This window comes from Nonomuraea glycinis, assembly GCF_014646515.1.
Lineage (GTDB): Bacteria > Actinomycetota > Actinomycetes > Streptosporangiales > Streptosporangiaceae > Nonomuraea > Nonomuraea glycinis.
The window spans coordinates 366,130-385,560 of the sequence record NZ_BMNK01000008.1; the positions used below are offsets into that span (position 1 = coordinate 366,130).

Here is a 19,431-nt window from a genome sequence, read left to right on the forward strand (position 1 = left end):
CGGTCTCTCCTCTCCTCGGCACCGAGATCGTATTGCGTGGCCGTCAGCCCGCCGCGCCCGCCCTGCGCTTGGTCCACACGTCGAAGGCGACGGCCGCGAGCAGCACCGCGCCCTTGACGAGCATGACCCGCTCGCTCGGCGAGCCGATCAGGGACATGCCGTTGTTGATCACCGCCATGATCAGTCCGCCGGTGAGCGCGCCGACGACCTTGCCGACCCCACCCTGTACGGCGGCGCCCCCGATGAAGGCGGCGGCGATGGCGTCCAGCTCGAAGGAGTTGCCCGCGGTCGGGCCCGCCTGGTTGAGCCGCCCGGCGAAGATGATGCCGGCGATGGCCGACAGCACGCCCATGTTGACGAAGATCCAGAAGACGACCTTCTTCACCTTGACGCCGGACATCACGGCCGCCTGGAGGTTGCCGCCGATGGCGTAGATCTGCCGGCCGAAGACCGTGCGGTTGGCCATCAGGGAGTAGGCCAGCACCAGGATCGCCAGCAGCACCAGCACCCAGGGCAGGTTGTTGAACCGGGCCAGCTGCACGACCAGGAAGAGGATCAGCCCGGCGCCGGCCGCCATCTTGAGCACGAACATCGCCATCGGCTCCACGACCTGGCCGTAGCCGGCCCGCGCGGCGCGGCTGCGCCACTGCGAGGCGACCATGCCGGCGATCGCGGTCACGCCGATCAGCAGGCTGAACAGGTCGGCGCCGCCCAGCGGGCCGAGGCCGATGTTGCCGAGGTAGCCGCTGGTGAAGCCGTTGGCCAGGGTGCGGACCTGGTCGGGGAACGGGCCGATGCCCTGGTTGCCCAGCACGGTCATGGTGAGCGCGCGGAACAGCAGCATGCCGGCCAGCGTCACGATGAACGCCGGGATGCCGAAGTAGGCGATCCAGTAGCCCTGCCAGGCGCCGATGAGGCCACCGGCGACGACCGTGATCAGCAGGGCGAGCGGCCACGGCAGGCCCATGTTCACCATGAGCACCGCGGCCAGCGCTCCGGTGACCGCCACCACCGAGCCCACCGACAGGTCGATGTGGCCGGCGATGATGACCAGGATCATGCCGATCGCCAGGATCAGCACGTAGGAGTTCTGGACGATGATGTTGGAGATGTTCTGCGGCTGGAGCAGGGCGCCGTCCGTCAGCACCCAGAACAGCGCGACGATCAGGGCGAAGGCGATGTAGATGCCGCTCGCGCGCAGGTTGAGCGAGAGTCCGCCCAGTGACACCTGGCCCGGCCGCCTGGGCCCTTCAGGTCCGCCCTTCGCGCCGACCTTCACCTCGGCGGGCGTGATGCTGCTCATTGGAGCTACTCCTGTCCCTTGGTCATGAGATGCATGAGGCGTTCCTGCGTGGCTTCCTCGCGGGGCAGCTCGCCGGTGATCCGGCCTTCGCAGAGCGCGTAGACGCGGTCGCACAGGCCGAGCAGCTCAGGCAGCTCCGAGGAGATCACCAGGACCGCCTTGCCCTCGTCGGCCAGGCGATTGATGATCGTGTAGATCTCGTACTTGGCGCCGACGTCGATGCCTCGGGTCGGCTCGTCGAGGATGAGCACGTCGGGCTCGGTGAGGATCCACTTGGAGAGCACGACCTTCTGCTGGTTGCCGCCGCTGAGCTTGCCGACGACGCTCGACACGCTGGGCGCCTTGATGTTCATGCTCTTGTGGAAGCCCTCGGCGACCCGGTATTCCTCGTGCTCGTCCACGAAGCCGCGCCGCGACAGGCCGCTCAGCCCGGCGGCGGAGATGTTGCGCTTGATGTCCTCGATGAGGTTGAGGCCGTATCTCTTGCGGTCCTCGGTGGCGTAGGCGAGGCCGTGCTTGATCGCGTCCTGGACGCTGCGGATCTCGACCGGCCGGCCGTTCTTGAAGATCTTGCCGGAGATGTGCACGCCGTAGGTCCGGCCGAACACGCTCATGGCGAGCTCGGTACGGCCCGCGCCCATGAGTCCGGCGAGCCCGACGATCTCGCCCCTGCGCACGTTGAGCGAGGCGCCGTCGACGACCTTGCGGCCGGGCTGGCTCGGGCTGTAGACGGTCCAGTCCTCGATGCGCAGCGCCTCCTCGCCGATCGTCGGCTGGTGCGGCGGGAAGCGGCTGTCGAGGGCGCGGCCGACCATCCCGGAGATGATCCGGTCCTCGCTCACGCCGTCGCCCGCCATGTCCAGCGTCTCGATCGTGCGGCCGTCCCGGATGATCGTGACGGAGTCGGCGATGGCGATGACCTCGTTGAGCTTGTGGGAGATGATCACGCAGGTGATGCCGCTCTCGCGCAGCCCGCGCAGCAGGTCGAGCAGGTGCGCGGAGTCGTCGTCGTTGAGCGCCGCGGTCGGCTCGTCAAGGATGAGGAGTTTGACCTCCTTCGACAGCGCCTTGGCGATCTCGACGAGCTGCTGCTTGCCGACGCCGATGTCGGTGACGACCGTCGTCGGGTTCTCCCGCAGGCCGACCCGCTCCATGAGCTGGGCGGCCTCGAAGTTGGTACGGTTCCAGTCGATCAGGCCGCGCTTGGCCCGTTCGTTGCCGAGGAAGATGTTCTCGGCGATCGACAGTTGCGGGCTGAGCGCCAGCTCCTGGTGGATGATGACGATGCCGGCGTGCTCGCTGTCGCGGATGCTGCCGAACGCGCACTTCTCGCCCTCGAAGGTGATCTCCCCTTCGTAGGTTCCGTGCGGGTAGACCCCGGACAGCACTTTCATCAGCGTCGACTTGCCGGCGCCGTTCTCGCCGCAGATGGCGTGGATCTCGCCCCGCCGCACGGACAGGGTGACGTCCTGCAGCGCCTTCACGCCGGGGAACGTCTTGGTGATCCCGCTCATCCGCAAGATGTGATCGGTCATGTCTCAAGCCCCTCGGTCAGGGGCTCCGGGGGCGGTGGACCGCCCCCGGAGCACGCCCTTACTTGAGCTGGTCCTCGGTGTAGTAGTTGGCGCCGATGATGACGTCCTTGTAGTTGCTCTTGTCGACGATGACCGGGTCGAGCAGGAACGAGGGGACGACCTTGTTGCCGTTGTCGTAGTCCTTGGTGTTGTTCACCTCGGGCTTGCCGCCCTTGAGCACCGCGTCGGCCATCTTGACGGTGGTCTCCGCGAGCGTGCGGGTGTCCTTGAAGATGGTGGAGTACTGCTCGTCGGCGACGATCGACTTGACCGAGGCGAGCTCGGCGTCCTGGCCGGTCACGACCGGGTACTTCTGGCTGCCGGTGCCGTAGCCGCTGCTCTTGAGCGCCGACAGGATGCCGATGGACAGGCCGTCGTACGGCGACAGGACGCCGTCGACCTTGGTGTCACCGGTGTAGGTCTTGGTGATGATGTCCTCCATCCGCTTCTGCGCGGTGGCGGGGTCCCAGCGGAGGATGGCGGCGGTCTTGAAGTCGGTCTGGCCGCTCTTGACCACCAGGGTGCCGTCGTCGATCTTCGGCTGGAGGATCGACATGGCGCCGTTCCAGAAGAACGTGGCGTTGTTGTCGTCGGGCGAGCCGCCGAACAGCTCGACGTTGAACGGGCCCTTCTCGCCCTTGTCGACGCCGAGGCCGGCCAGGAGCGAGGACGCCTGCTGCACGCCGACCTTGAAGTTGTCGAAGGTGGCGTAGTAGTCGACGTTCGGGCTGTTGCGGATCAGCCGGTCGTAGGCGATGACCGGGATCTTGTTGTCGGCCGCCTGCTGCAGTTGGGAGGTGATCGCGGTGCCGTCGATCGAGGCGATGATCAGGAGCTTGGCGCCCTTGGTGATCTGGTTCTCGATCTGGTTGGCCTGGGTGGGGATGTCGTTCTCGGCGTACTGCAGGTCGACCTTGTAGCCGAGCTTCTCCAGCTGCGCCTTGACGTTGTCGCCGTCGTGGATCCACCGCTCGGACGACTTGGTCGGCATGGTGACGCCGATCAGGGCGCCGGCGTTGCCGCCCTCGGCCCCCGCCGACGGCTGAACGTCGACCGTCTTCTGGCTGGAGCCGCAGGCCGTCATGGTCGCGGCGAGCGCGATGGCGGACACCAGTCCGCCGAGTCGAGCCAACCTCATCGGGTTTCTCCTCGCATGGGGCTTTCGGCAGTAGGTGCTGCCGTCGATACAGGGGGATAGATCACAGAGAGTGATAAATCGGGATAAAGCTCTCGTACGTTCTCGCAGATTGTTATCGCTAACAACGGGACTGTCAATGGCTGTCGGCAACCTCCAGGAAACGTTCGGGTAACGCTCGGCCCCAGGTCAGCGGCGTGTCCTGGTTGAGAATAGGCGCTGCAGAAGGATGAAGACGAACAGCAGCAGCCCAATGAAGATCTTTGTCCACCAGGAGCTGAGCGTGCCCTGGAAGCTGAGGATCGTCTGGATCAGCCCGAGGACGAGCACGCCCAGCACGGTGCCGAACAGGAACCCGGTGCCGCCCGTCAGCAGTGTGCCGCCGATGACGACCGCCGCGATGGCGTCCAGCTCCATGCCGCTCGCGTGCAGGCCGTACCCGGACAGGGTGTAGAACGACAGCAGGACCCCGCCGAGCGCGGAGCAGAAGCCCGAGATCGTGTAGACAGTGATCTTCGTCCGGCCCACCGGCAGGCCCATCAACACCGCCGACTGCTCGCTCCCGCCGGTGGCGTACACCGCCCGGCCGAGGCGCGTGTAGTGCAGCACGTAGGCCCCGACCAGCACCACCACGAGGGCGACGAGCACGCTCGGCGAGATCCACAGATCGGCGAACAGGTCGATCCTGGTCTGCGCGAACGCGGTGAACGTCGGGTCGTCGATCGGGATCGACTCGGTGCCGATCGTGTAGCACAGGCCCCTGGCCAGGAACATCCCGGCCAGCGTGGCGATGAACGGCTGGATCTCGAAGGCGTGGATCAGATAGCCCATGATCAGCCCCAGGGTGGAGCCGACGAGCAGCACCAGCGGGATCACCACGTACGGCGGCCAGCCCGGCCCGGCCATCAGGCCGGCCGAGATCATCGTGGACAGCGCCACCACCGAGCCCACCGACAGGTCGATCCCGCCGGTGAGGATCACGAACGTCATGCCGACGGCCACGACCAGCAGGAAGGCGTTGTCGACGAAGACGTTGAGCACGACCTGCCCGGTGGCGAACCCGTCGTAGCGGATCCCGCCCACCACGAACATCGCCACGAACAGGCACGCGGTCACCAGGACCGGGACGTACCTGGCCGGGATGGTCCGGCCACCGCCCAGCGTCAGCGTCGTCATGCCGTCACCCGCGCCTTCTCCTCGGTCGCCGGTCCGGCCAGAGCCACCGGTCTGCGGCGATGGAACACCTTGTCGCGGAAGGCCGTGGACTGGATCAGGCAGACCACGGTCACCACGAGCGCCTTGAACAGCAGCGTCGTCTCCGGCGGCACCCCGATCGAGTAGATCGTGGTGGTCAGCGTCTGGATGATGAGCGCGCCGAGCACGGTGCCGCCGAGGGAGAAGCGCCCACCGGCCAGCGACGTGCCGCCGATCACCACGGCGAGGATCGCGTCCAGCTCGATCCAGAGCCCGGCGTTGTTGCCGTCGGCGCTGGAGATGTTCGAGCTGATCATCAGCCCCGCGACGCCCGCGCACAGCGCCGCGAACGCGTAGACCATGACGATGATCCCGCGCGCCCTGATGCCGGCCAGCCGGCTCGCCTCGGCGTTGCCGCCCACCGCCTCGATGAGCAGGCCGAGCGCCAGCCGCCGGGTCAGGAACGCGGTGACCGCCAGCACCACCAGCACGATCAGGATGCCGAACGGCACCGTCAGCCAGTAGCCGCCGCCGATCAGCTTGTAGGCGGGGTCGTTGACGGTGATGATCTGCCCGTCGGTGATCAGTTGGGCCAGGCCGCGCCCGGCCACCATGAGGATCAGCGTGGCGATGATCGGCTGGATGCCGACGCCCGCCACCAGGAACCCGTTCCAGGCGCCGAGCAGCACGCTCAGCCCGAGCGCCAGCACCACGGCGGTGAACACGCCCGCGTCCTGGCTGATCTGCAGGCAGGCCAGCGCGCCCGAGATGGCCACCACCGAGCCCACCGACAGGTCGATGCCGCCGGTCGCGATGACCAGCGTCATGCCGAGCGAGACCAGGATCAGCGGGGCGCCGAACCGCAGGATGTCGATCAGGCTCCCGTACAGGTGCCCGTCGCGGACCTGGACGCTGAGGAAGCCGGGCGTGAACAGCACGTTGACCAGTAACAGCAGCGCCAGGATCAGGACCGGCCAGAGCAGGCGTCTCATCGGTCTCGACCTCCGCTGGCGATCGTCTCCATCAGCACCTCGGTGCTGAGCGCGTCGTCGTTGGGCAACTCGGCGACCAGTTTGCGGTCGCGCAGCACGGCGACCTTGTGGCTGAGCCGCAGCACCTCCTCCAGCTCGGCGGAGATGAACAGCACCGCCACCCCGCCACTGGACAGCTCGGCGACCAGGCGCTGGATCTCCGCCTTGGCCCCCACGTCGATGCCCCGGGTGGGCTCGTCCAGGATGAGCAGCCTCGGCTCCAGGATGAGCCACCTGGCCAGCAGCACCTTCTGCTGGTTGCCGCCGCTCAGGTCGCGCACCAGGCGCTCGGGGTCGGCCGGGCTGATCCGCAGCGCCTTGACGTACCGGCCGACCAGCTCGTCCTGCTGCTCGCGCGGCACCGGTCTGGTCCAGCCCCTGGTCGCCTGGAGGGCGAGGACGATGTTCTCGCGCACGGTGAGGTCCGGGACGAGCCCGTCGGTCTTGCGGTTCTCCGAGCAGAAAGCGATCTTGTGGGACATCGCCGCCCGGGGTGTGCGCAGCGGCGTGGGCTCGCCGCCGATGGCCACCTGGCCGGTCCCGGCGTGGTCGGCGCCGAACAACAACCGGGCGACCTCCGTACGGCCCGAGCCCAGCAGTCCGGCCAGTCCCACGACCTCTCCCTCGTGGATGGTGAGCGTGAACGGCTCGATGGCGCCGGCGCGCCCCAGCTCGCGCGCCTCCACCAGCGGCCGGTCGAAGACCTTCGCCTCGCCGTGCAGCTTGTCCAGGACCTCGAGCTCCTGGCCGATCATCTTGGCCACCAGCTCCACCTGGCTGAGCTCGCTGGTCAGGAACTCGCCGACCAGCCGCCCGTTGCGCAAGATCGTCATCCGGTCGGAGATCTCGTAGACCTGGTCGAGGAAGTGCGTCACGAACAGGATCGCGATGCCCTCGTCCTTGAGCCGCTTCATCACCCCGAAGAGCCGGTCGACCTCGTCGGCGTCCAGGCTGGAGGTGGGCTCGTCCAGGATGAGCACCTGAGCGTCGACGTCCAGCGCGCGGGCGATGGCGACCATCTGCTGGATGGCCAGCGAGTAGGACGACAGCGGCGCGGAGACGTCGAGGTCGAGCTCCAGCCGGGCGAGCAGCTCCCTGGCCCTGGCGCGCATCCGCTTCCAGTCGATGCGCCCCAGGCGGCGCGGCTCGCGGCCGATGAGGATGTTCTCCGCCACCGACAGGTTCACGCAGAGGTTGACCTCCTGGTAGACGGTGCTGATCCCGGCTTGCCGGGCCTCCAGCGGGCTGCCGAACGCCACCGACCGGCCGGCCAGCTCGATGTCCCCGGCGTCGGCCGGGTGGACGCCGGTCAGCACCTTGATCAGGGTCGACTTGCCCGCGCCGTTCTCGCCCATGACCGCGTGCACCTCCCCGGGCAGCAGCCGCAGGTCCACGCCGTCCAGAGCGCGCACGCCCGGGAACTGTTTGCCGATTCCGCTCATCCGCAGGATCGGCGCGGGTGCCTCCATCCGGCGCCCCTTCCGTTCATTGACCGGGACCGGCCTGCGCGGCCGGCCCCGGTCTCGTCACCGGTCAGTACTCGCGGGTGGGCAGCGCGGCCTTGGCCTGCTCCTGGTCGAACGTCGTCTCCTCCGTCACCACGCGGGCCGGGATGTTCTCGCCCTTGAGCACCTTCTGCGCCAGGTCCATGAGCTGCGGGCCGAGCAGCGGCGAGCACTCCACGATGAAGTTGATCTTGCCGTCGGCCAGGGCCTGCATCCCGTCCTTGACGGCGTCCACGGTGATGATCTTGATGTCCTTGCCGGGCACCTTGCCCGCGCCCTCGATCGCCTCGATCGCGCCCAGACCCATGTCGTCATTGTGCGCGTACAGCACGTCGATGTCCGGGGTGGACTTCAGGAACGCCTCCATGACCTCCTTGCCCTTGGCCCGGGTGAAGTCGCCGGTCTGCGAGGCCACGATCTTGAACTTGGGGTCGGCGCCGATGACCTCGGCGAAGCCCGCCTTGCGGTCGTTGGCCGGCGCCGAGCCCGTCGTGCCCTGCAGCTCGACGATGTTCACCGTGTCCTTGGCGTCCTTGTACTCCTCGACCAGCCACTGACCGGCCTTTTTGCCCTCCTCGACGAAGTCGGAGCCGAGGAAGGTCTTGTAGAGCGTGGTGTCCTTGGAATCCACCGCCCGGTCGGTGAGGATGACCGGGATCTTCGCGTTCTGGGCCTCCTTGAGCACCGTGTCCCAGCCGGACTCCACCACCGGCGAGAAGGCGATGATGTCCACCTTCTGCTGGACGAAGGAGCGGATGGCCTTGATCTGGTTCTCCTGCTTCTGCTGAGCGTCGGAGAAGCGCAGCGTGATCTTGCTCTTCTCGGCGGCGCTCTGCACCGACTTGGTGTTCGCGGTCCGCCAGCCGCTCTCCGCGCCGACCTGGGAGAAGCCCATGACGATGGCGTCGTCGCCGCCGCCTCCGCCGCCGCCCTCGGAACCGCTGCTGCCGCACCCGGTCAGCGCCGCCGCCGTCAGTCCGGCGATCACTAACGCGGTGATCCTCTTCATCATGTGGGGGGTGTCCTTTCTTACATGTGAGCGTTAACAAATGCGCGGGCGGAATCGCCGCGCCGTGTCCTGCTAGCGCCGGGCCGTACTGACTCGTGGGACGAACGTGGGAGGGACCACCAGCCGCTCGGGCTCCCGGGGCCCGTCCGCCTCGATCTGCCGCAGCAGCACGCCGATGCTGTGCCGGCCGACCGCGCCGAAGTCCTGCCGGACGGTGGTGAGCGGGGGCGAGAAGAACTCCGACTCGGGGATGTCGTCGAAGCCGACGACGCTCACCTGCTCGGGCACCTTCACCCCCTGCTCGGCGAAGGCGCGCAGCACGCCGAGCGCCATCTGGTCGTTGGCCACGAAGACCGCCGTGACGTCCGCCATGCGCGCCAGGCCGCGCCCGGCCTCGTAACCCGAGCGCGGGCTCCAGTCCCCGGCGAGCGGCTCCGGCGCCGCGCGGCCCGCCCGCGCCAGCGCGGCCCGCCAGCCGGCCACCCGCCCCTCGGCCTCCAGCCAGTCGGAGGGGCCGCGGACGTGCCAGACCGTCTCGTGACCCAGGGAGAGCAGATGCTCGGTGGCGAGCCTGCCCCCCTCGACCTGGTCCACGCAGACCACCGCGACGTCCCCGGCCTGGCCGCCCTCGACCGCGACCGCCGGCACGCCGACCGGCAGATCGGCCAGCGCCTCGGCCGCGGAGCGCTGCGGCGCGACCACCACGATGCCGTCGACGCCCTGGTCGGCCAGGTAGTCGAGGGCGTCACGGACGCCGGCCTTGTCGATGGAGGTGAGGCTGACGATGCTGACGAAGTAGCCGGCCGCCCTGGCCGCCTGCTCGATGCCGTAGACCGTGCTGGCGGGGCCGTACAGGGTGGTGTCGAAGCTGACCACGCCGAGGGTCCTGGAGTGCCTGGTGACCAGGGCGCGGGCGACGAGGTTGCGGCGGTAGCCGAGCTTGTCGATCGCTTCCAGCACTCGGGCGCGGGTGTCGCCGCGCACGTTGGGGTGGTCGTTGAGCACGCGGGAGACCGTCTGGTGCGACACCCCGGCCTCCTTGGCCACGTCGGCCATGACCGGCGGGCGCTGCTTCTGGATCGCTGTCACGGCCGTGCTCCTTTCCGTGCCTGGGATGACTGTGAACGTTAACAACAGGTCCCGTCAAGGGGCGCTCCGATTACGGTCGCGTTACACGACGGGGCGGCGCGACCGACGCCGGACGAGCCGGTGACCCGGGCCTGGCACATCCCTGCGGCTCGCGCCGGTCACACCCCTGCGACTCGCGCCGGTCACACCCCAGCGGCTCGCGGCGGTCACATCCGCGCGGTGGAGTCCCGGATCACCAGGCGGCAGGCCATCCGGTGCACGCCCGGCGTGGCCCTGCCGCCCATCGCCGCGAACAGGTGCTGGGCGGCCGTCCTGCCGAGCCGCTCCAGGTCGGGGTCCACCGTGGTGAGCGGCGGGCGGGTCTCGGCGGCCAGCACCTCCCAGTTGTCGTAGCCGACCACCGCCAGGTCGTCGGGCACCCGCCGGCCCAGCTCGCGCGCCGCCTCCACGAACCCGGCGGCGATCTGATCACTGCCGCAGAACACCGCGTCCAGCTCAGGCTCGGCGCGCAGCAGCATCTCCGCCGCGTGCCGGCCCCACCGCTGCGACCAGGTGCCCCACAGCGTCTGCCCGGCCTGCGGCACGCCCGCCTCGGCCAGGGCCTCCGCCAGGCCCTCGGCCCGGTCGCGGGCGGCCTTGTAGTCGACCGGCCCGGTGACGTGCGCGATCCTGCGCCGGCCGAGCGCGAGCAGGTGCCGCACCGCCAGCATCGCGCCGCCCACGTCGTCGGGCACGAAGGAGACGTCCGACGGGTCGTCGGAGGGCCCGTAGGCGTACACGACCGGAACCGGCAGGTCCTTGCTCACCGACGGCCGCGGGTCGGTCGACTCCCCCACCACGATCAGCCCGTCCACCCGCCGCGACAGCAGCGCGCGCAGGTGGTGCTGCTCCCTGATCGCGTCGCCGCGGGCGTCGCAGAGCAGCACCGCCATCTCGCCCGCGCCGAACGCGTCCTCCGCGCCGAGCAGCACCGGGATGCCGAACCGGCCCGCGCTGTCGGAGGTGAGCAGCCCGACCGTGCGGGTCTGCCCGGTCAGCAGTCCTCTGGCCAGCGGGCTGGGCTGGAAGGCGAGCTGCTCGGCGGCGGCCAGCACCCGCTGCCGGGTCGAGTCGCGTACGTCCTGCCGCCCGTTGAGCGCCTTGGACGCGGTGGCGATCGACACCCCCGCCAGGGAGGCCACGTCACTGATGGTCGCCCGCCTATCCACCATATTCGAAACCCTTTTCTGTCACCTGAATACCAGGCCGAACCCTAACAGCCATTGACATGCCCACAGGTTTCTCTTACGTTTCCGAAAACCTTTTAGTCCACGGGGGACCGAAGGAGTCACACCATGAGACCACGGCTCGCCGGAATGGCCATCGTCACCCTGTTAGCGTTAACAACCGCCTGTGGAGGTGGCGGGGCCGAGCAACCCGCCGACGGGCCCGTCACGATCACCATGTGGACCAGAGCCGCCACCCAGGCGCAGAGCGAACGACTGGTCAAGGCCTACAACAGCGGCCACAGGAACCAGGTGAAGCTGACCGTCATCCCGACGGACAACTACCAGCCGCGCGTCGCGGCCGCGGCCGGCGCCAAGCAGCTGCCCGACCTGTTCGCCTCGGACGTGATCTTCGTCCCCAACTACACCTCCCAGGGCCTGTTCCTGGACCTCACCGACCGGATCGCCGCGCTGCCGTACCGCGACAAGCTCGCCCCCTCGCACATGAAGCTGGGCACGATGGACGGCCGGCAGTACACGCTGCCGCACACGCTGGACCTGTCCGTCTGGTTCTGGAACAAGGATCTGTACGCCAAGGCCGGGCTGGACCCCGAGCAGGGGCCGAAGACGCTCAAGGAGTTCGCCGAGCACGCCACCACGATCGACGAGAAGCTCGGCGAGGGCGGCAAGGTGCACGGCACCTTCTTCGGCGGCAACTGCGGCGGCTGCTACGTCTTCACCTTCTGGCCGTCCGTCTGGGCGGCCGGCGGCCAGGTCATGAACCCCGAGGGCACCACCTCGCTGAACGACCAGGCGGCGATGACGGAGGTGTTCGCGATCTGGCGCGGCCTCTACGACAAGGGCGTCACCGGCCCGACCGCCAAGGAGGAGCAGGGACCCACCTGGGCCGGCTTCTTCCCCCAGGGCGAGATCGGCGTCATGCCGATGCCGTCGACCACACTCGGCGTGATGCCCGCCGACATGAAGATCGGCGTCGCGCCCATCTCCGGCCCCGACGGCGGCGAGTCCACCTTCGTCGGCGGCGACTCGATCGGCGTCTCCGCCACCACCCGGAACGCGGACGCCGCCTGGGACTTCCTGTCCTGGACCGTCTCCGACGAGGCCCAGGTGGAGGTCATGGCCAAGAACAAGGACGTGCTCGCGCGTACGGACCTGGCCGGCAACAAGTACTCCGCCGAGGACCCGCGCGTGGTGCTGATCAACTCGCTGGTGGCCAAGGGCGAGACGCCGTACGCGCTGCGCTTCGGCCAGACCTTCAACGACCCGCAGGGGCCGTGGCTGCGGCTGGCCCGTGAGGCGGTGTTCGGTGACGCCGCGAAGGTCCCGCAGCTCAACGCCGAGGTGACGAAGTCCTTGACGCAATGACCGGCTCCTTCCGGCACAGCTCCCTACGGCACAGCAGGAAGACGCAGGGCTGGCTCTACGCCGCGCCCACCGCGGTGATCGTCGGGGTGCTGTTCGTCGCCCCGCTGGTTCTGGTGGTCTGGATGTCGCTGAACCGCTGGCCCCTGCTGGGGCCGGCGACCCTCAACGCCCCCGACAACTACACCAAGATCGCGGGCAACCCGCTCTTCGTCGACTCGGTGCTCTTCACGCTCAAGTACACCGCGATCACCACCGTCCTGCTGTCGGCGCTCGCGCTCGGCCTGGCCCTGCTCGTGCAGGAGCGCAGGCCGGGCGTCGGCTTCTTCCGCACCGCGTTCTTCCTGCCGGGCGCGGTCGGCTTCGCCGCCGCCGCGCTGCTCTTCTACGGCATGCTGAACGCCGACTTCGGCCCCATCGACCCGATCCTGCGGACGCTGGGGCTCATCGACGAGCCGGTGAAGTGGATCGGCACGCCGAACATGGCCCTGTTCTCCACGATCACGCTGGTGCTGTGGCGCTTCGCCGGGTTCAACATGCTCATCCTGCTGACCGGCCTGCAGGCGATCCCCGTCGAGGTGTACGAGGCGGCCAGGAGCGACGGCGCCGGCCGGTGGCAGATCTTCACCAGGATCACCCTGCCGCTGCTGCGCCCGACGCTGGCCCTGATGCTCATCCTCAGCGTCACCGGCTCGCTGCTCGCCTTCGACCAGTTCTTCATCTTCACCAACGGCGGCCCGGACAACAGCACGGTGTCCATGGTCATGGTCATCTACCGGGACGCCTTCTTCCGCTTCGACCTCGGCGGCGCCGCGGCCCTGTCGGTCGTACTGCTCGCCGGGCTGGTCGGGCTCAACACCCTCATGATGCGGAGGCTGCGTTGAGGAGGTACACCACGCTCTCGGCGCTGGCCGTGCTGTTCCTGTTCCCGCTGCTGTGGAGCGGCTACGCCTCGCTGGAGAAGCCGGCCAACTATCTCAGGATGGCCGAGTACGGCGAAGGGGTCGGCACCTACGCGACCAACAGCGTGCTGGTCTCGGTGATGACCGTCGGCGGCACGCTCCTGGTGTCGGCGCTCGGCGGCTACGCCTTCGCCCGCTTCGACTTCCCCGGCAAGAACCTGCTGTTCCTGGCCACGCTGGCGATCCTCATGGTGCCGTACGCGACCATCCTCATCCCGCTGTACGTGCTGCTCGGGTATCTCGGGCTGCAGAACTCGCTGGTCGGGCTGTCGCTGGTGTTCGTGATGTTCCAGCTCCCGTTCGCGCTGTTCATGATGCGCAACGCGTTCGAGTCCGTCCCGCGCGAACTGGAGGAGGCGGCGCTGGTGGACGGCTGCGGCACGTTCCGGGCGTTCTCCCGGATCCTGCTGCCCGCCGTACGGCCCGCGCTGATCACCGTCGGCCTGTTCGCCTTCCTCGCCTCCTGGAACGACTTCTTCGCGCCGCTCATCCTGCTCAACGACGGCGCGTCGTTCACCCTGCCGGTGGCCGTGGTCAGCATGACGTCGGGCACGTTCGGCACCGTGGACTACGGCATGCTCCAGGCCGGCGTCGTGGTCATGGCCCTCCCCTGTCTCATCCTCTTCATCGTGCTGCAGCGCCACTACGTGCGCGGATTCATGTCAGGAGCTCTGCGTGGCTAACCCCGTCCTGCCCTCCTCGGGCGCGCTGTCCCCGCTCGGCCTCGACGCGGTACGCCTGTCGCCCGGCTTCTGGGGCGACCGCGTCGCGCTCAACCGCGAGGTCACCATCGCGCACTGCCAGGAGTGGATGGAGCGCGAAGGCTGGATCGGCAACTTCCGCGGCGAGCGCCCACGCCGGGGCCGCGAGTTCAGCGACTCGGAGATCTACAAACTGCTGGAGGCGATGGCCTGGGCCGACCACCCCGAGCTGCCGGCGCTGGCCGAGACGGTGGCCAGGGCGCAGGAGGGCGACGGCTACCTCAACACCCGCTGGAGCGGCAGCCGTTACACCGACCTGGAGTGGGGCCACGAGCTCTACTGCTACGGCCACCTCATCCAGGCCGGCGTGGCCCGGCTCCGCACCCACGGCCCGGACCAGCTCACCGAGGTGGCCATGCGGGCGGCCGACCACGTCTGCCGCCGGTTCATGGACGACGCCCGGACGTGCGGGCACCCCGAGATCGAGATGGCGCTGGTGGAGCTCTACCGGGCCACCGGCGCCGAGCGCCATCTGGAGATGGCCCGCCGCTTCGTCGAGCGCCGCGGGCTGCCCGCCCTCGGCGAGATCCATCTCGGGCGCGCGTACTTCCAGGACGACCTGCCCGTACGGCGGGCGCCGGTTCTTCGCGGGCATGCCGTACGGGCCCTCTACCTGGCGTGCGGCGCGGTGGACGTGGCTGTGGAGACCGGTGACGAGGAGTTGCTGAAGGCGGTCGAGGCGCAGTGGGAGCGGACCGTCGCCCGGCGCACCCACCTGACCGGCGGGATGGGCTCCCGCCATGCCGACGAGGCGTTCGGCGACGACTACGAGCTGCCGCCGGACCGGGCCTACGCCGAGACGTGCGCGGGCGTCGCCTCCGTCATGCTGTCGCACCGGCTGCTGCTGGCCACCGGCGACGCCCGCTACGCCGACCTGGCCGAGCGGACCCTGTACAACGTGGTGGCCGCCTCGGTGGCGCTGGACGGCCGCTCCTTCTTCTACGCCAACCCCCTGGCCGTACGGGTGCCCGCCGAGCCGCGCACCGGAGTGGCCGGCCACGCGGCGGGCGGCGGGCTGCGCTCGCCGTGGTTCGACGTGTCGTGCTGCCCGAACAACATCGCCCGCACCCTGGCCTCACTGGCCGCCTACGTGGCCACCGGCTCGGGCGGCGATGTCCAGATTCATCAGTACACGCCGGGCGAGATCCGGCAGGGCGAGCTGGCCCTGCGGGTGGAGACCGGGTACCCGTGGTCCGGCGGGGTGCGGGTGCGGGTGCTGACGGGCGGCAGTGGACGCATCTCCCTGCGTGTGCCCACCTGGGCCACGGGGGCCACCCTCCGGTACGGCGCGCCGGCCACCGGCGGCGATGGGGATTTCGGCGGTCGCGGCGGTTCGGAGGCCGCGAGGGACGGCGGCTTCTCGCGGGGCAGCGATTCGGAGGCCGGGCGGCTGGTCGAGCCCGGTTACGTCGTGGTCGAGCGGGATTGGCGGGCGGGTGAGGAGGTGTGGCTGGAGTTGCCGATGGCGGCGCGGTGGACGTATCCGGACCGGCGGATCGACGCGCTTCGCGGGTGCGCGGCGGTGGAGCGCGGGCCGCTGGTCTACTGCGCGGAATCCGTCGGCGACGAGCCGCCTCTCGCGGAGCTGGCCGTCGTGCCGGCGCCGCCTGCCGAGCGCCCGTCGGCGGGAACGGTGGAGCTGGAGGTCGAGGGGGTCGCCGGGTCGCCGGACTCGGACGCGTGGCCGTACGGCTCGGAGCCGGACGACGCGCCGTACCGGTGGCCCGCGGGCGGGGGCGGGACGGCGGTGCGGCTGATCCCCTACCACCGCTGGGGCAACCGCGGTCCGGCCACCATGCGCGTCTGGCTGCCCGTGGCCGACCAGGCCGACGCCGTGCACCCCGCCCCCGAGCCCGCGGATGTCACCACAGGAAGGGCCGCCGGCGACGCCCACGGAACCTCACCCGGCTCCCGGTCGTTCAGCTGAGAGACGATCCGGAGTCGAAGGAGGGTCATGGGCTGGCACTACAGGAAGTCGATCAAGGTGGGCCCGTTCCGCGTCAACCTGTCGCGGCACGGTGTCGGTCACAGCTTCGGCAACCGCCGCTTCCACGTCACGACGACCCCCGACGGCCGTCGCCACCTGACGGTTCGCCTCCCCGGAGGTTTCCAGGTCGGTAAGTCTTTCGGCAAGCGCCGCCATTACCGGCATTACTAAAGCCGGAATCCGTGGGTAGTCGATGGTCCTCGCCAACTCTTGGAGGAATGCGACCATGGGCTGGAGCTACCGAAAGTCGATCAAGAAGGGGCCGTTCCGCCTGAACCTGTCCCGCCGTGGCGTGGGACACAGCTGGGGCAACCGGCTGTTCCGCATCACGCACTCGGCGGACGGCCGCCGCACGCTGTCGGTCAACCTGCCGGGCGGCTTTCACTGGCGCAAGCACCTCAGCAGCCGCTCACGGAGCTGAGCCCCCCTCTCCCAGGCCGGGGACACCTCATCCGAGGTGTCCCCGCCGGCTTTTCCATGAGTCCGCGCCCTGACCTGGTCAGCGAGCTCCCGGCGACGTACTCTGCCGTGGCGTCGGCCGTCAGTGGCCGTCGCGCATGCCGAACAGGAAACGGGTGACCCGGGTGCGCCGTACCAGCAGGTCGTAGGCGGCGACGGTGAGCACGAGAGAGAGCGCCACGATCAGCGGGTACTTGACGGCGATCGGCGCGTCCAGCCGGACCACCCCGTACGCGACCACGACCACGATCGGCTGGTGCAGGACGTACAGAGGCAGCACGGCTGCCGCCAGGTAGGCGTACACCTTCCGGCGGGCGCCGGTGGGGTGGGTCGAGGCACGCGGTGGGGCGCTGATGGAGGCCGAAGCGCCGGTCGGGTGGGACGGGGTGGGGGTCTGGGTCGGGGTGGGGGTACGGCGGTCGAGTAGGCCGAGGATCGCTACCAGGAGCAGCCATCCTGCGGCGCCGTACATCCCCCGCGCGATGATCGCCTGGGGAGTCAGGTCGGTGAAAGGGTCGCCGCCGGCGAGCAGGAACAGGGGGAAGCCGACCAGGAGCAGCGCCAGGCCGGCCATGGCGGACAGCCGCGCGTCACGGCGCATCGCGGCCCGGAAGCCGTCGTCGCCGGCGAACACGAAGCCGTAACAGAAGAACAGCAGGTACGCCCAGCGGCTCCACCCGGCGTACTCCTCCTCCAGCCCGGCCAGCGCGCTGAGCAGCGACACCGGGACGGCCGGCAGCAGCGCCGCCCCCCGATGGCCCGCCACGGCGACGAGCCGGCCCGCGATCCGGCGGGCACCGGCGGCGGGGAAGCAGCGCACCACGGGCGCGAGCATGAGGGCGAACGTCAGCAACAGCAGCATGAACCACAGGTGCCCGGTCTCGAAGTGCTCGCCCTGCAGCACGAACGGGTATTCGGCCAGGTCGAGGCGGACGTCGAAGAAGCGCGGCAGGAAGGCCAGGTAGGACTCGTGGTAGCCGGGGTCCGCCCGCAACCGTAGCCACTGCGGCAGCGGGGCGAGGGCGAGCGTGCCGAAGACCAGCGGCACGCCGAGCCGCAGCAGCCGCTCGGTGGCGAAGCCCGCCGGGCCGCGCCGGCGCAGGGAGTGCCAGGCGCCGAAGCCCGCGATGAGGAAGAGCATCGGCATCGCCCACACCACCCCGAGCGCGGACAGCACGAAGGTCGCGCCCGTCGTCTCAGCGTTGCGTACGTAGAAGTCGTCGTCGGCGGCGAAGACCAGCGCGGAGTGGAAGAACACCAGCCCGACGACCACCAGCACCCGAATGGAGTCCAGCTCACTACGCCGGGTGGCGGAGGCGCGTTCCGGGGGCGCGGCCGGGCGCGGGTCGACGATCATCGGCCGCACGCCTGGCACCGGCGCGCGGCTGTCGAGGGCGGGCCGACGATCACTGGTCGGGGGCCTGGCGCCAGAAGCGGGCGCGCGGTTGCCGGGCGCCGGTTGACGATCACTGGTCGGGGGCCTGGCGCCGGAAGCGGGCGCGCGGTTGCCGGGCGCCGGTTGACGATCATTGGTTCGGGGGCTGGCGCCGACGGGCGGCTACCACGGTCACGATGAGGAGGACGAGTCCTGGGCCGAGCAGGTCCTTGGGCCAGAACTCCAGCGGGCAGGCCGCCTGGATGCTCGCCACCACCCAGCTCACGACCCCGATGGCGACGGCCGCGCCCCACACCGCCCAGCCCACCTTGAGCCAGCGGGGCACCGCGGCCGGGAGCGGCGCGGGCGTGCCGGTCTGCGGGGCGGTGGGTGGCAGGTCCGCCGTCAGATGGTCCAGTTCGCGGCGGGTCACGGCCTGGAAGGCCAGGCCCACCCGGTCGTCGAACTCGGTGAAGTCGAGGGAGCCGTCCTCCACCGCCAGGCGGAGCCGTTGGGCGGCGAACTCCCGGTCGCCGTCCGATGCCCGTACCTCGGGCTGTTCGTCCATTCTGCTCCCCCTCAGTCAGCGGTGCGCGCCGAAGCGGCGCTCGGCGAAGCGAAGCGGTGCGGTGCGTGGCGATCATTCGGCGGCCTCGGGACGCTGGGCGGCCAGGAAGGCGTCGATCTCGGTCTGCTCCGCCGGTTCGATGGTGCGGTCCGTGCGCCACCGTCCGGCGATCACGGGCAGGTACGGCCGGGCCGCCGCGGTGTCGGAGCCGGCCAGGAACGCGCCGAGCATGGCCGGCCGCCAGTCCGCCCGCCGCGCTTCGGGCACGGCGGTGGTGGCCAGGATGAGCCAGGTGCAGGCCACGTCCGCGACCGGTGCGCCCCTGGCGGCGTTGGCCCAGTCGACGACCCGCGGCCCGTCGCCGGTGAGGATCACGTTGGCCGGGTGCAGGTCCAGGTGGAGCAGGCGGTTGCCGGGGCAGCCCTCGGCCGCCTGGAGCCAGCCGGGCGCGCGGACGCCCGCGAGCGCCCGCAGCAGCTCCGCGAGCAGCCGGCCGTGCTCCGCGACGTCGCCGGGCTTCTGAAGCGCCAGTTCCTTCAGGCTCGGCCCTTCGAGCCGTTCCATGAGGAGGTCGGGCCCGTCGGTGTCGAAGACCTCCGGCGTGGGGAACCCGTGCCTGCGCGCGTGCCGCATGACCGACGCCTCGCGCTCCAGGCTGCGGCCGTCGCGGGAGCGCTTGACGACCTTGCCGGCGCCCGCCTCGAAGACGAGGCAGTCGAGCCCGGATGCGATCAAAGTACCCACGCGCATATTTGTCAGATTAGGCAGTAAGGATGTCCGACTGGGATGGGCGGCCATTGGCCGCTTTTTCCCGCAACTTGTTGCCACCGGCCCTCAGGGTGTTCATCGCTATCGTAAGGAGGAACATCGGGCAATCGCGCATATCGGCAT

The 19,431-nt window shown here is 69.8% G+C and carries 18 protein-coding genes; 6 read left to right on the plus strand and 12 right to left on the minus strand.

Features of this window, described 5'->3' with window-relative positions:
- Positions 1-43: 43 nt before the first annotated feature.
- The 9 genes from mmsB to IEY87_RS24340 form a co-directional block, all read right to left on the minus strand.
- Positions 44-1,303: a multiple monosaccharide ABC transporter permease gene (mmsB, locus tag IEY87_RS24300; protein ID WP_225277526.1), complete on the minus strand. Its 1,260-nt coding sequence runs from the start codon at positions 1,301-1,303 to the stop codon at positions 44-46.
- Positions 1,304-1,308: 5 nt separating this feature from the next.
- Positions 1,309-2,838: a multiple monosaccharide ABC transporter ATP-binding protein gene (gene mmsA / locus IEY87_RS24305; protein WP_189141051.1), complete on the minus strand. Its 1,530-nt coding sequence runs from the start codon at positions 2,836-2,838 to the stop codon at positions 1,309-1,311.
- A 58-nt stretch (positions 2,839-2,896) separates the two neighbouring features.
- On the minus strand, positions 2,897-4,015 hold the full coding sequence (chvE, locus tag IEY87_RS24310; protein WP_189141052.1) for a multiple monosaccharide ABC transporter substrate-binding protein: 1,119 nt from the start codon (positions 4,013-4,015) through the stop codon (positions 2,897-2,899).
- A 186-nt stretch (positions 4,016-4,201) separates the two neighbouring features.
- A complete protein-coding gene (yjfF, locus tag IEY87_RS24315; RefSeq protein ID WP_189141053.1) occupies positions 4,202-5,188 on the minus strand; it encodes a galactofuranose ABC transporter, permease protein YjfF in 987 nt (328 codons plus the stop codon).
- The gene (locus tag IEY87_RS24320) at positions 5,185-6,198 is read right to left on the minus strand and encodes an ABC transporter permease (RefSeq protein ID WP_189141054.1); all 1,014 of its coding nucleotides are present in this window, start codon (positions 6,196-6,198) and stop codon (positions 5,185-5,187) included. Before IEY87_RS24320 ends, yjfF begins: the two co-directional genes overlap by 4 nt.
- Complete coding sequence (locus IEY87_RS24325) at positions 6,195-7,706, minus strand: sugar ABC transporter ATP-binding protein (protein WP_189141055.1); 1,512 nt, start codon at positions 7,704-7,706, stop codon at positions 6,195-6,197. The genes IEY87_RS24320 and IEY87_RS24325 overlap by 4 nt, the downstream gene beginning before the upstream one ends.
- Before the next feature lie 64 nt (positions 7,707-7,770).
- The gene (locus IEY87_RS24330) at positions 7,771-8,754 is read right to left on the minus strand and encodes an ABC transporter substrate-binding protein (protein ID WP_189141056.1); all 984 of its coding nucleotides are present in this window, start codon (positions 8,752-8,754) and stop codon (positions 7,771-7,773) included.
- Positions 8,755-8,823: 69 nt separating this feature from the next.
- Entirely contained in the window at positions 8,824-9,807 is a 984-nt protein-coding gene (locus IEY87_RS24335; protein ID WP_189141111.1) for a LacI family DNA-binding transcriptional regulator, read from the minus strand.
- Between the two features lie 239 nt (positions 9,808-10,046).
- A complete protein-coding gene (locus IEY87_RS24340; RefSeq protein ID WP_229699378.1) occupies positions 10,047-11,021 on the minus strand; it encodes a LacI family DNA-binding transcriptional regulator in 975 nt (324 codons plus the stop codon).
- Positions 11,022-11,174: 153 nt separating this feature from the next.
- Between IEY87_RS24340 and IEY87_RS24345 the strand changes: the two genes are divergently transcribed.
- From IEY87_RS24345 to IEY87_RS24370, 6 genes are read left to right on the plus strand one after another with little or no spacing between them, the layout of a single operon-like run.
- Positions 11,175-12,431 carry an ABC transporter substrate-binding protein gene (locus tag IEY87_RS24345; RefSeq protein WP_225277525.1) on the plus strand — a complete coding sequence of 419 codons (1,257 nt, stop codon included), beginning with the start codon at positions 11,175-11,177 and terminating at the stop codon, positions 12,429-12,431.
- Positions 12,428-13,312, plus strand: a complete 885-nt coding sequence (locus tag IEY87_RS24350; protein WP_189141058.1) for a carbohydrate ABC transporter permease — start codon at positions 12,428-12,430, stop codon at positions 13,310-13,312. Before IEY87_RS24345 ends, IEY87_RS24350 begins: the two co-directional genes overlap by 4 nt.
- Positions 13,309-14,073 (plus strand): carbohydrate ABC transporter permease, encoded by a 765-nt coding sequence (locus IEY87_RS24355; RefSeq protein ID WP_189141059.1) that lies wholly within the window; start codon positions 13,309-13,311, stop codon positions 14,071-14,073. Before IEY87_RS24350 ends, IEY87_RS24355 begins: the two co-directional genes overlap by 4 nt.
- Positions 14,066-16,078 carry a glycoside hydrolase family 127 protein gene (locus IEY87_RS24360; RefSeq protein ID WP_189141060.1) on the plus strand — a complete coding sequence of 671 codons (2,013 nt, stop codon included), beginning with the start codon at positions 14,066-14,068 and terminating at the stop codon, positions 16,076-16,078. The genes IEY87_RS24355 and IEY87_RS24360 overlap by 8 nt, the downstream gene beginning before the upstream one ends.
- Positions 16,079-16,105: 27 nt before the next feature.
- Positions 16,106-16,309, plus strand: a complete 204-nt coding sequence (locus IEY87_RS24365) for a DUF4236 domain-containing protein (protein ID WP_189141061.1) — start codon at positions 16,106-16,108, stop codon at positions 16,307-16,309.
- 55 nt (positions 16,310-16,364) lie between these two features.
- Positions 16,365-16,559 (plus strand): DUF4236 domain-containing protein, encoded by a 195-nt coding sequence (locus tag IEY87_RS24370; RefSeq protein ID WP_189141062.1) that lies wholly within the window; start codon positions 16,365-16,367, stop codon positions 16,557-16,559.
- Positions 16,560-16,679: 120 nt separating this feature from the next.
- On the opposite strand, the gene IEY87_RS24375 is transcribed toward IEY87_RS24370, so the two are convergent.
- From IEY87_RS24375 to IEY87_RS24385, 3 genes are all read right to left on the minus strand, one after another.
- Positions 16,680-17,954 carry an acyltransferase family protein gene (locus IEY87_RS24375; protein ID WP_189141113.1) on the minus strand — a complete coding sequence of 425 codons (1,275 nt, stop codon included), beginning with the start codon at positions 17,952-17,954 and terminating at the stop codon, positions 16,680-16,682.
- 169 nt (positions 17,955-18,123) lie between these two features.
- Entirely contained in the window at positions 18,124-18,540 is a 417-nt protein-coding gene (locus IEY87_RS24380) for a DUF1707 SHOCT-like domain-containing protein (protein ID WP_189141063.1), read from the minus strand.
- Positions 18,541-18,612: 72 nt separating this feature from the next.
- Positions 18,613-19,290: a phosphotransferase gene (locus IEY87_RS24385; RefSeq protein WP_189141064.1), complete on the minus strand. Its 678-nt coding sequence runs from the start codon at positions 19,288-19,290 to the stop codon at positions 18,613-18,615.
- Between the last annotated feature and the right edge of the window lie 141 nt (positions 19,291-19,431).

Excerpts from the sequence above, each read along its gene's own strand:
- mmsB (WP_225277526.1), bottom strand. The coding sequence starts at position 1,303 with ATGAGCAGCATCACGCCCGCCGAGGTGAAGGTCGGCGCGAAGGGCGGA.
- mmsA (WP_189141051.1), bottom strand. The coding sequence starts at position 2,838 with ATGACCGATCACATCTTGCGGATGAGCGGGATCACCAAGACGTTCCCC.
- chvE (WP_189141052.1), bottom strand. The coding sequence starts at position 4,015 with ATGAGGTTGGCTCGACTCGGCGGACTGGTGTCCGCCATCGCGCTCGCC.
- yjfF (WP_189141053.1), bottom strand. The coding sequence starts at position 5,188 with ATGACGACGCTGACGCTGGGCGGTGGCCGGACCATCCCGGCCAGGTAC.
- IEY87_RS24320 (WP_189141054.1), bottom strand. The coding sequence starts at position 6,198 with ATGAGACGCCTGCTCTGGCCGGTCCTGATCCTGGCGCTGCTGTTACTG.
- IEY87_RS24325 (WP_189141055.1), bottom strand. The coding sequence starts at position 7,706 with ATGGAGGCACCCGCGCCGATCCTGCGGATGAGCGGAATCGGCAAACAG.
- IEY87_RS24330 (WP_189141056.1), bottom strand. The coding sequence starts at position 8,754 with ATGATGAAGAGGATCACCGCGTTAGTGATCGCCGGACTGACGGCGGCG.
- IEY87_RS24335 (WP_189141111.1), bottom strand. The coding sequence starts at position 9,807 with ATGGCCGACGTGGCCAAGGAGGCCGGGGTGTCGCACCAGACGGTCTCC.
- IEY87_RS24345 (WP_225277525.1), top strand. The coding sequence starts at position 11,175 with ATGAGACCACGGCTCGCCGGAATGGCCATCGTCACCCTGTTAGCGTTA.
- IEY87_RS24350 (WP_189141058.1), top strand. The coding sequence starts at position 12,428 with ATGACCGGCTCCTTCCGGCACAGCTCCCTACGGCACAGCAGGAAGACG.
- IEY87_RS24365 (WP_189141061.1), top strand. The coding sequence starts at position 16,106 with ATGGGCTGGCACTACAGGAAGTCGATCAAGGTGGGCCCGTTCCGCGTC.
- IEY87_RS24370 (WP_189141062.1), top strand. The coding sequence starts at position 16,365 with ATGGGCTGGAGCTACCGAAAGTCGATCAAGAAGGGGCCGTTCCGCCTG.
- IEY87_RS24375 (WP_189141113.1), bottom strand. The coding sequence starts at position 17,954 with ATGATCGTCGACCCGCGCCCGGCCGCGCCCCCGGAACGCGCCTCCGCC.
- IEY87_RS24380 (WP_189141063.1), bottom strand. The coding sequence starts at position 18,540 with ATGGACGAACAGCCCGAGGTACGGGCATCGGACGGCGACCGGGAGTTC.
- IEY87_RS24385 (WP_189141064.1), bottom strand. The coding sequence starts at position 19,290 with ATGCGCGTGGGTACTTTGATCGCATCCGGGCTCGACTGCCTCGTCTTC.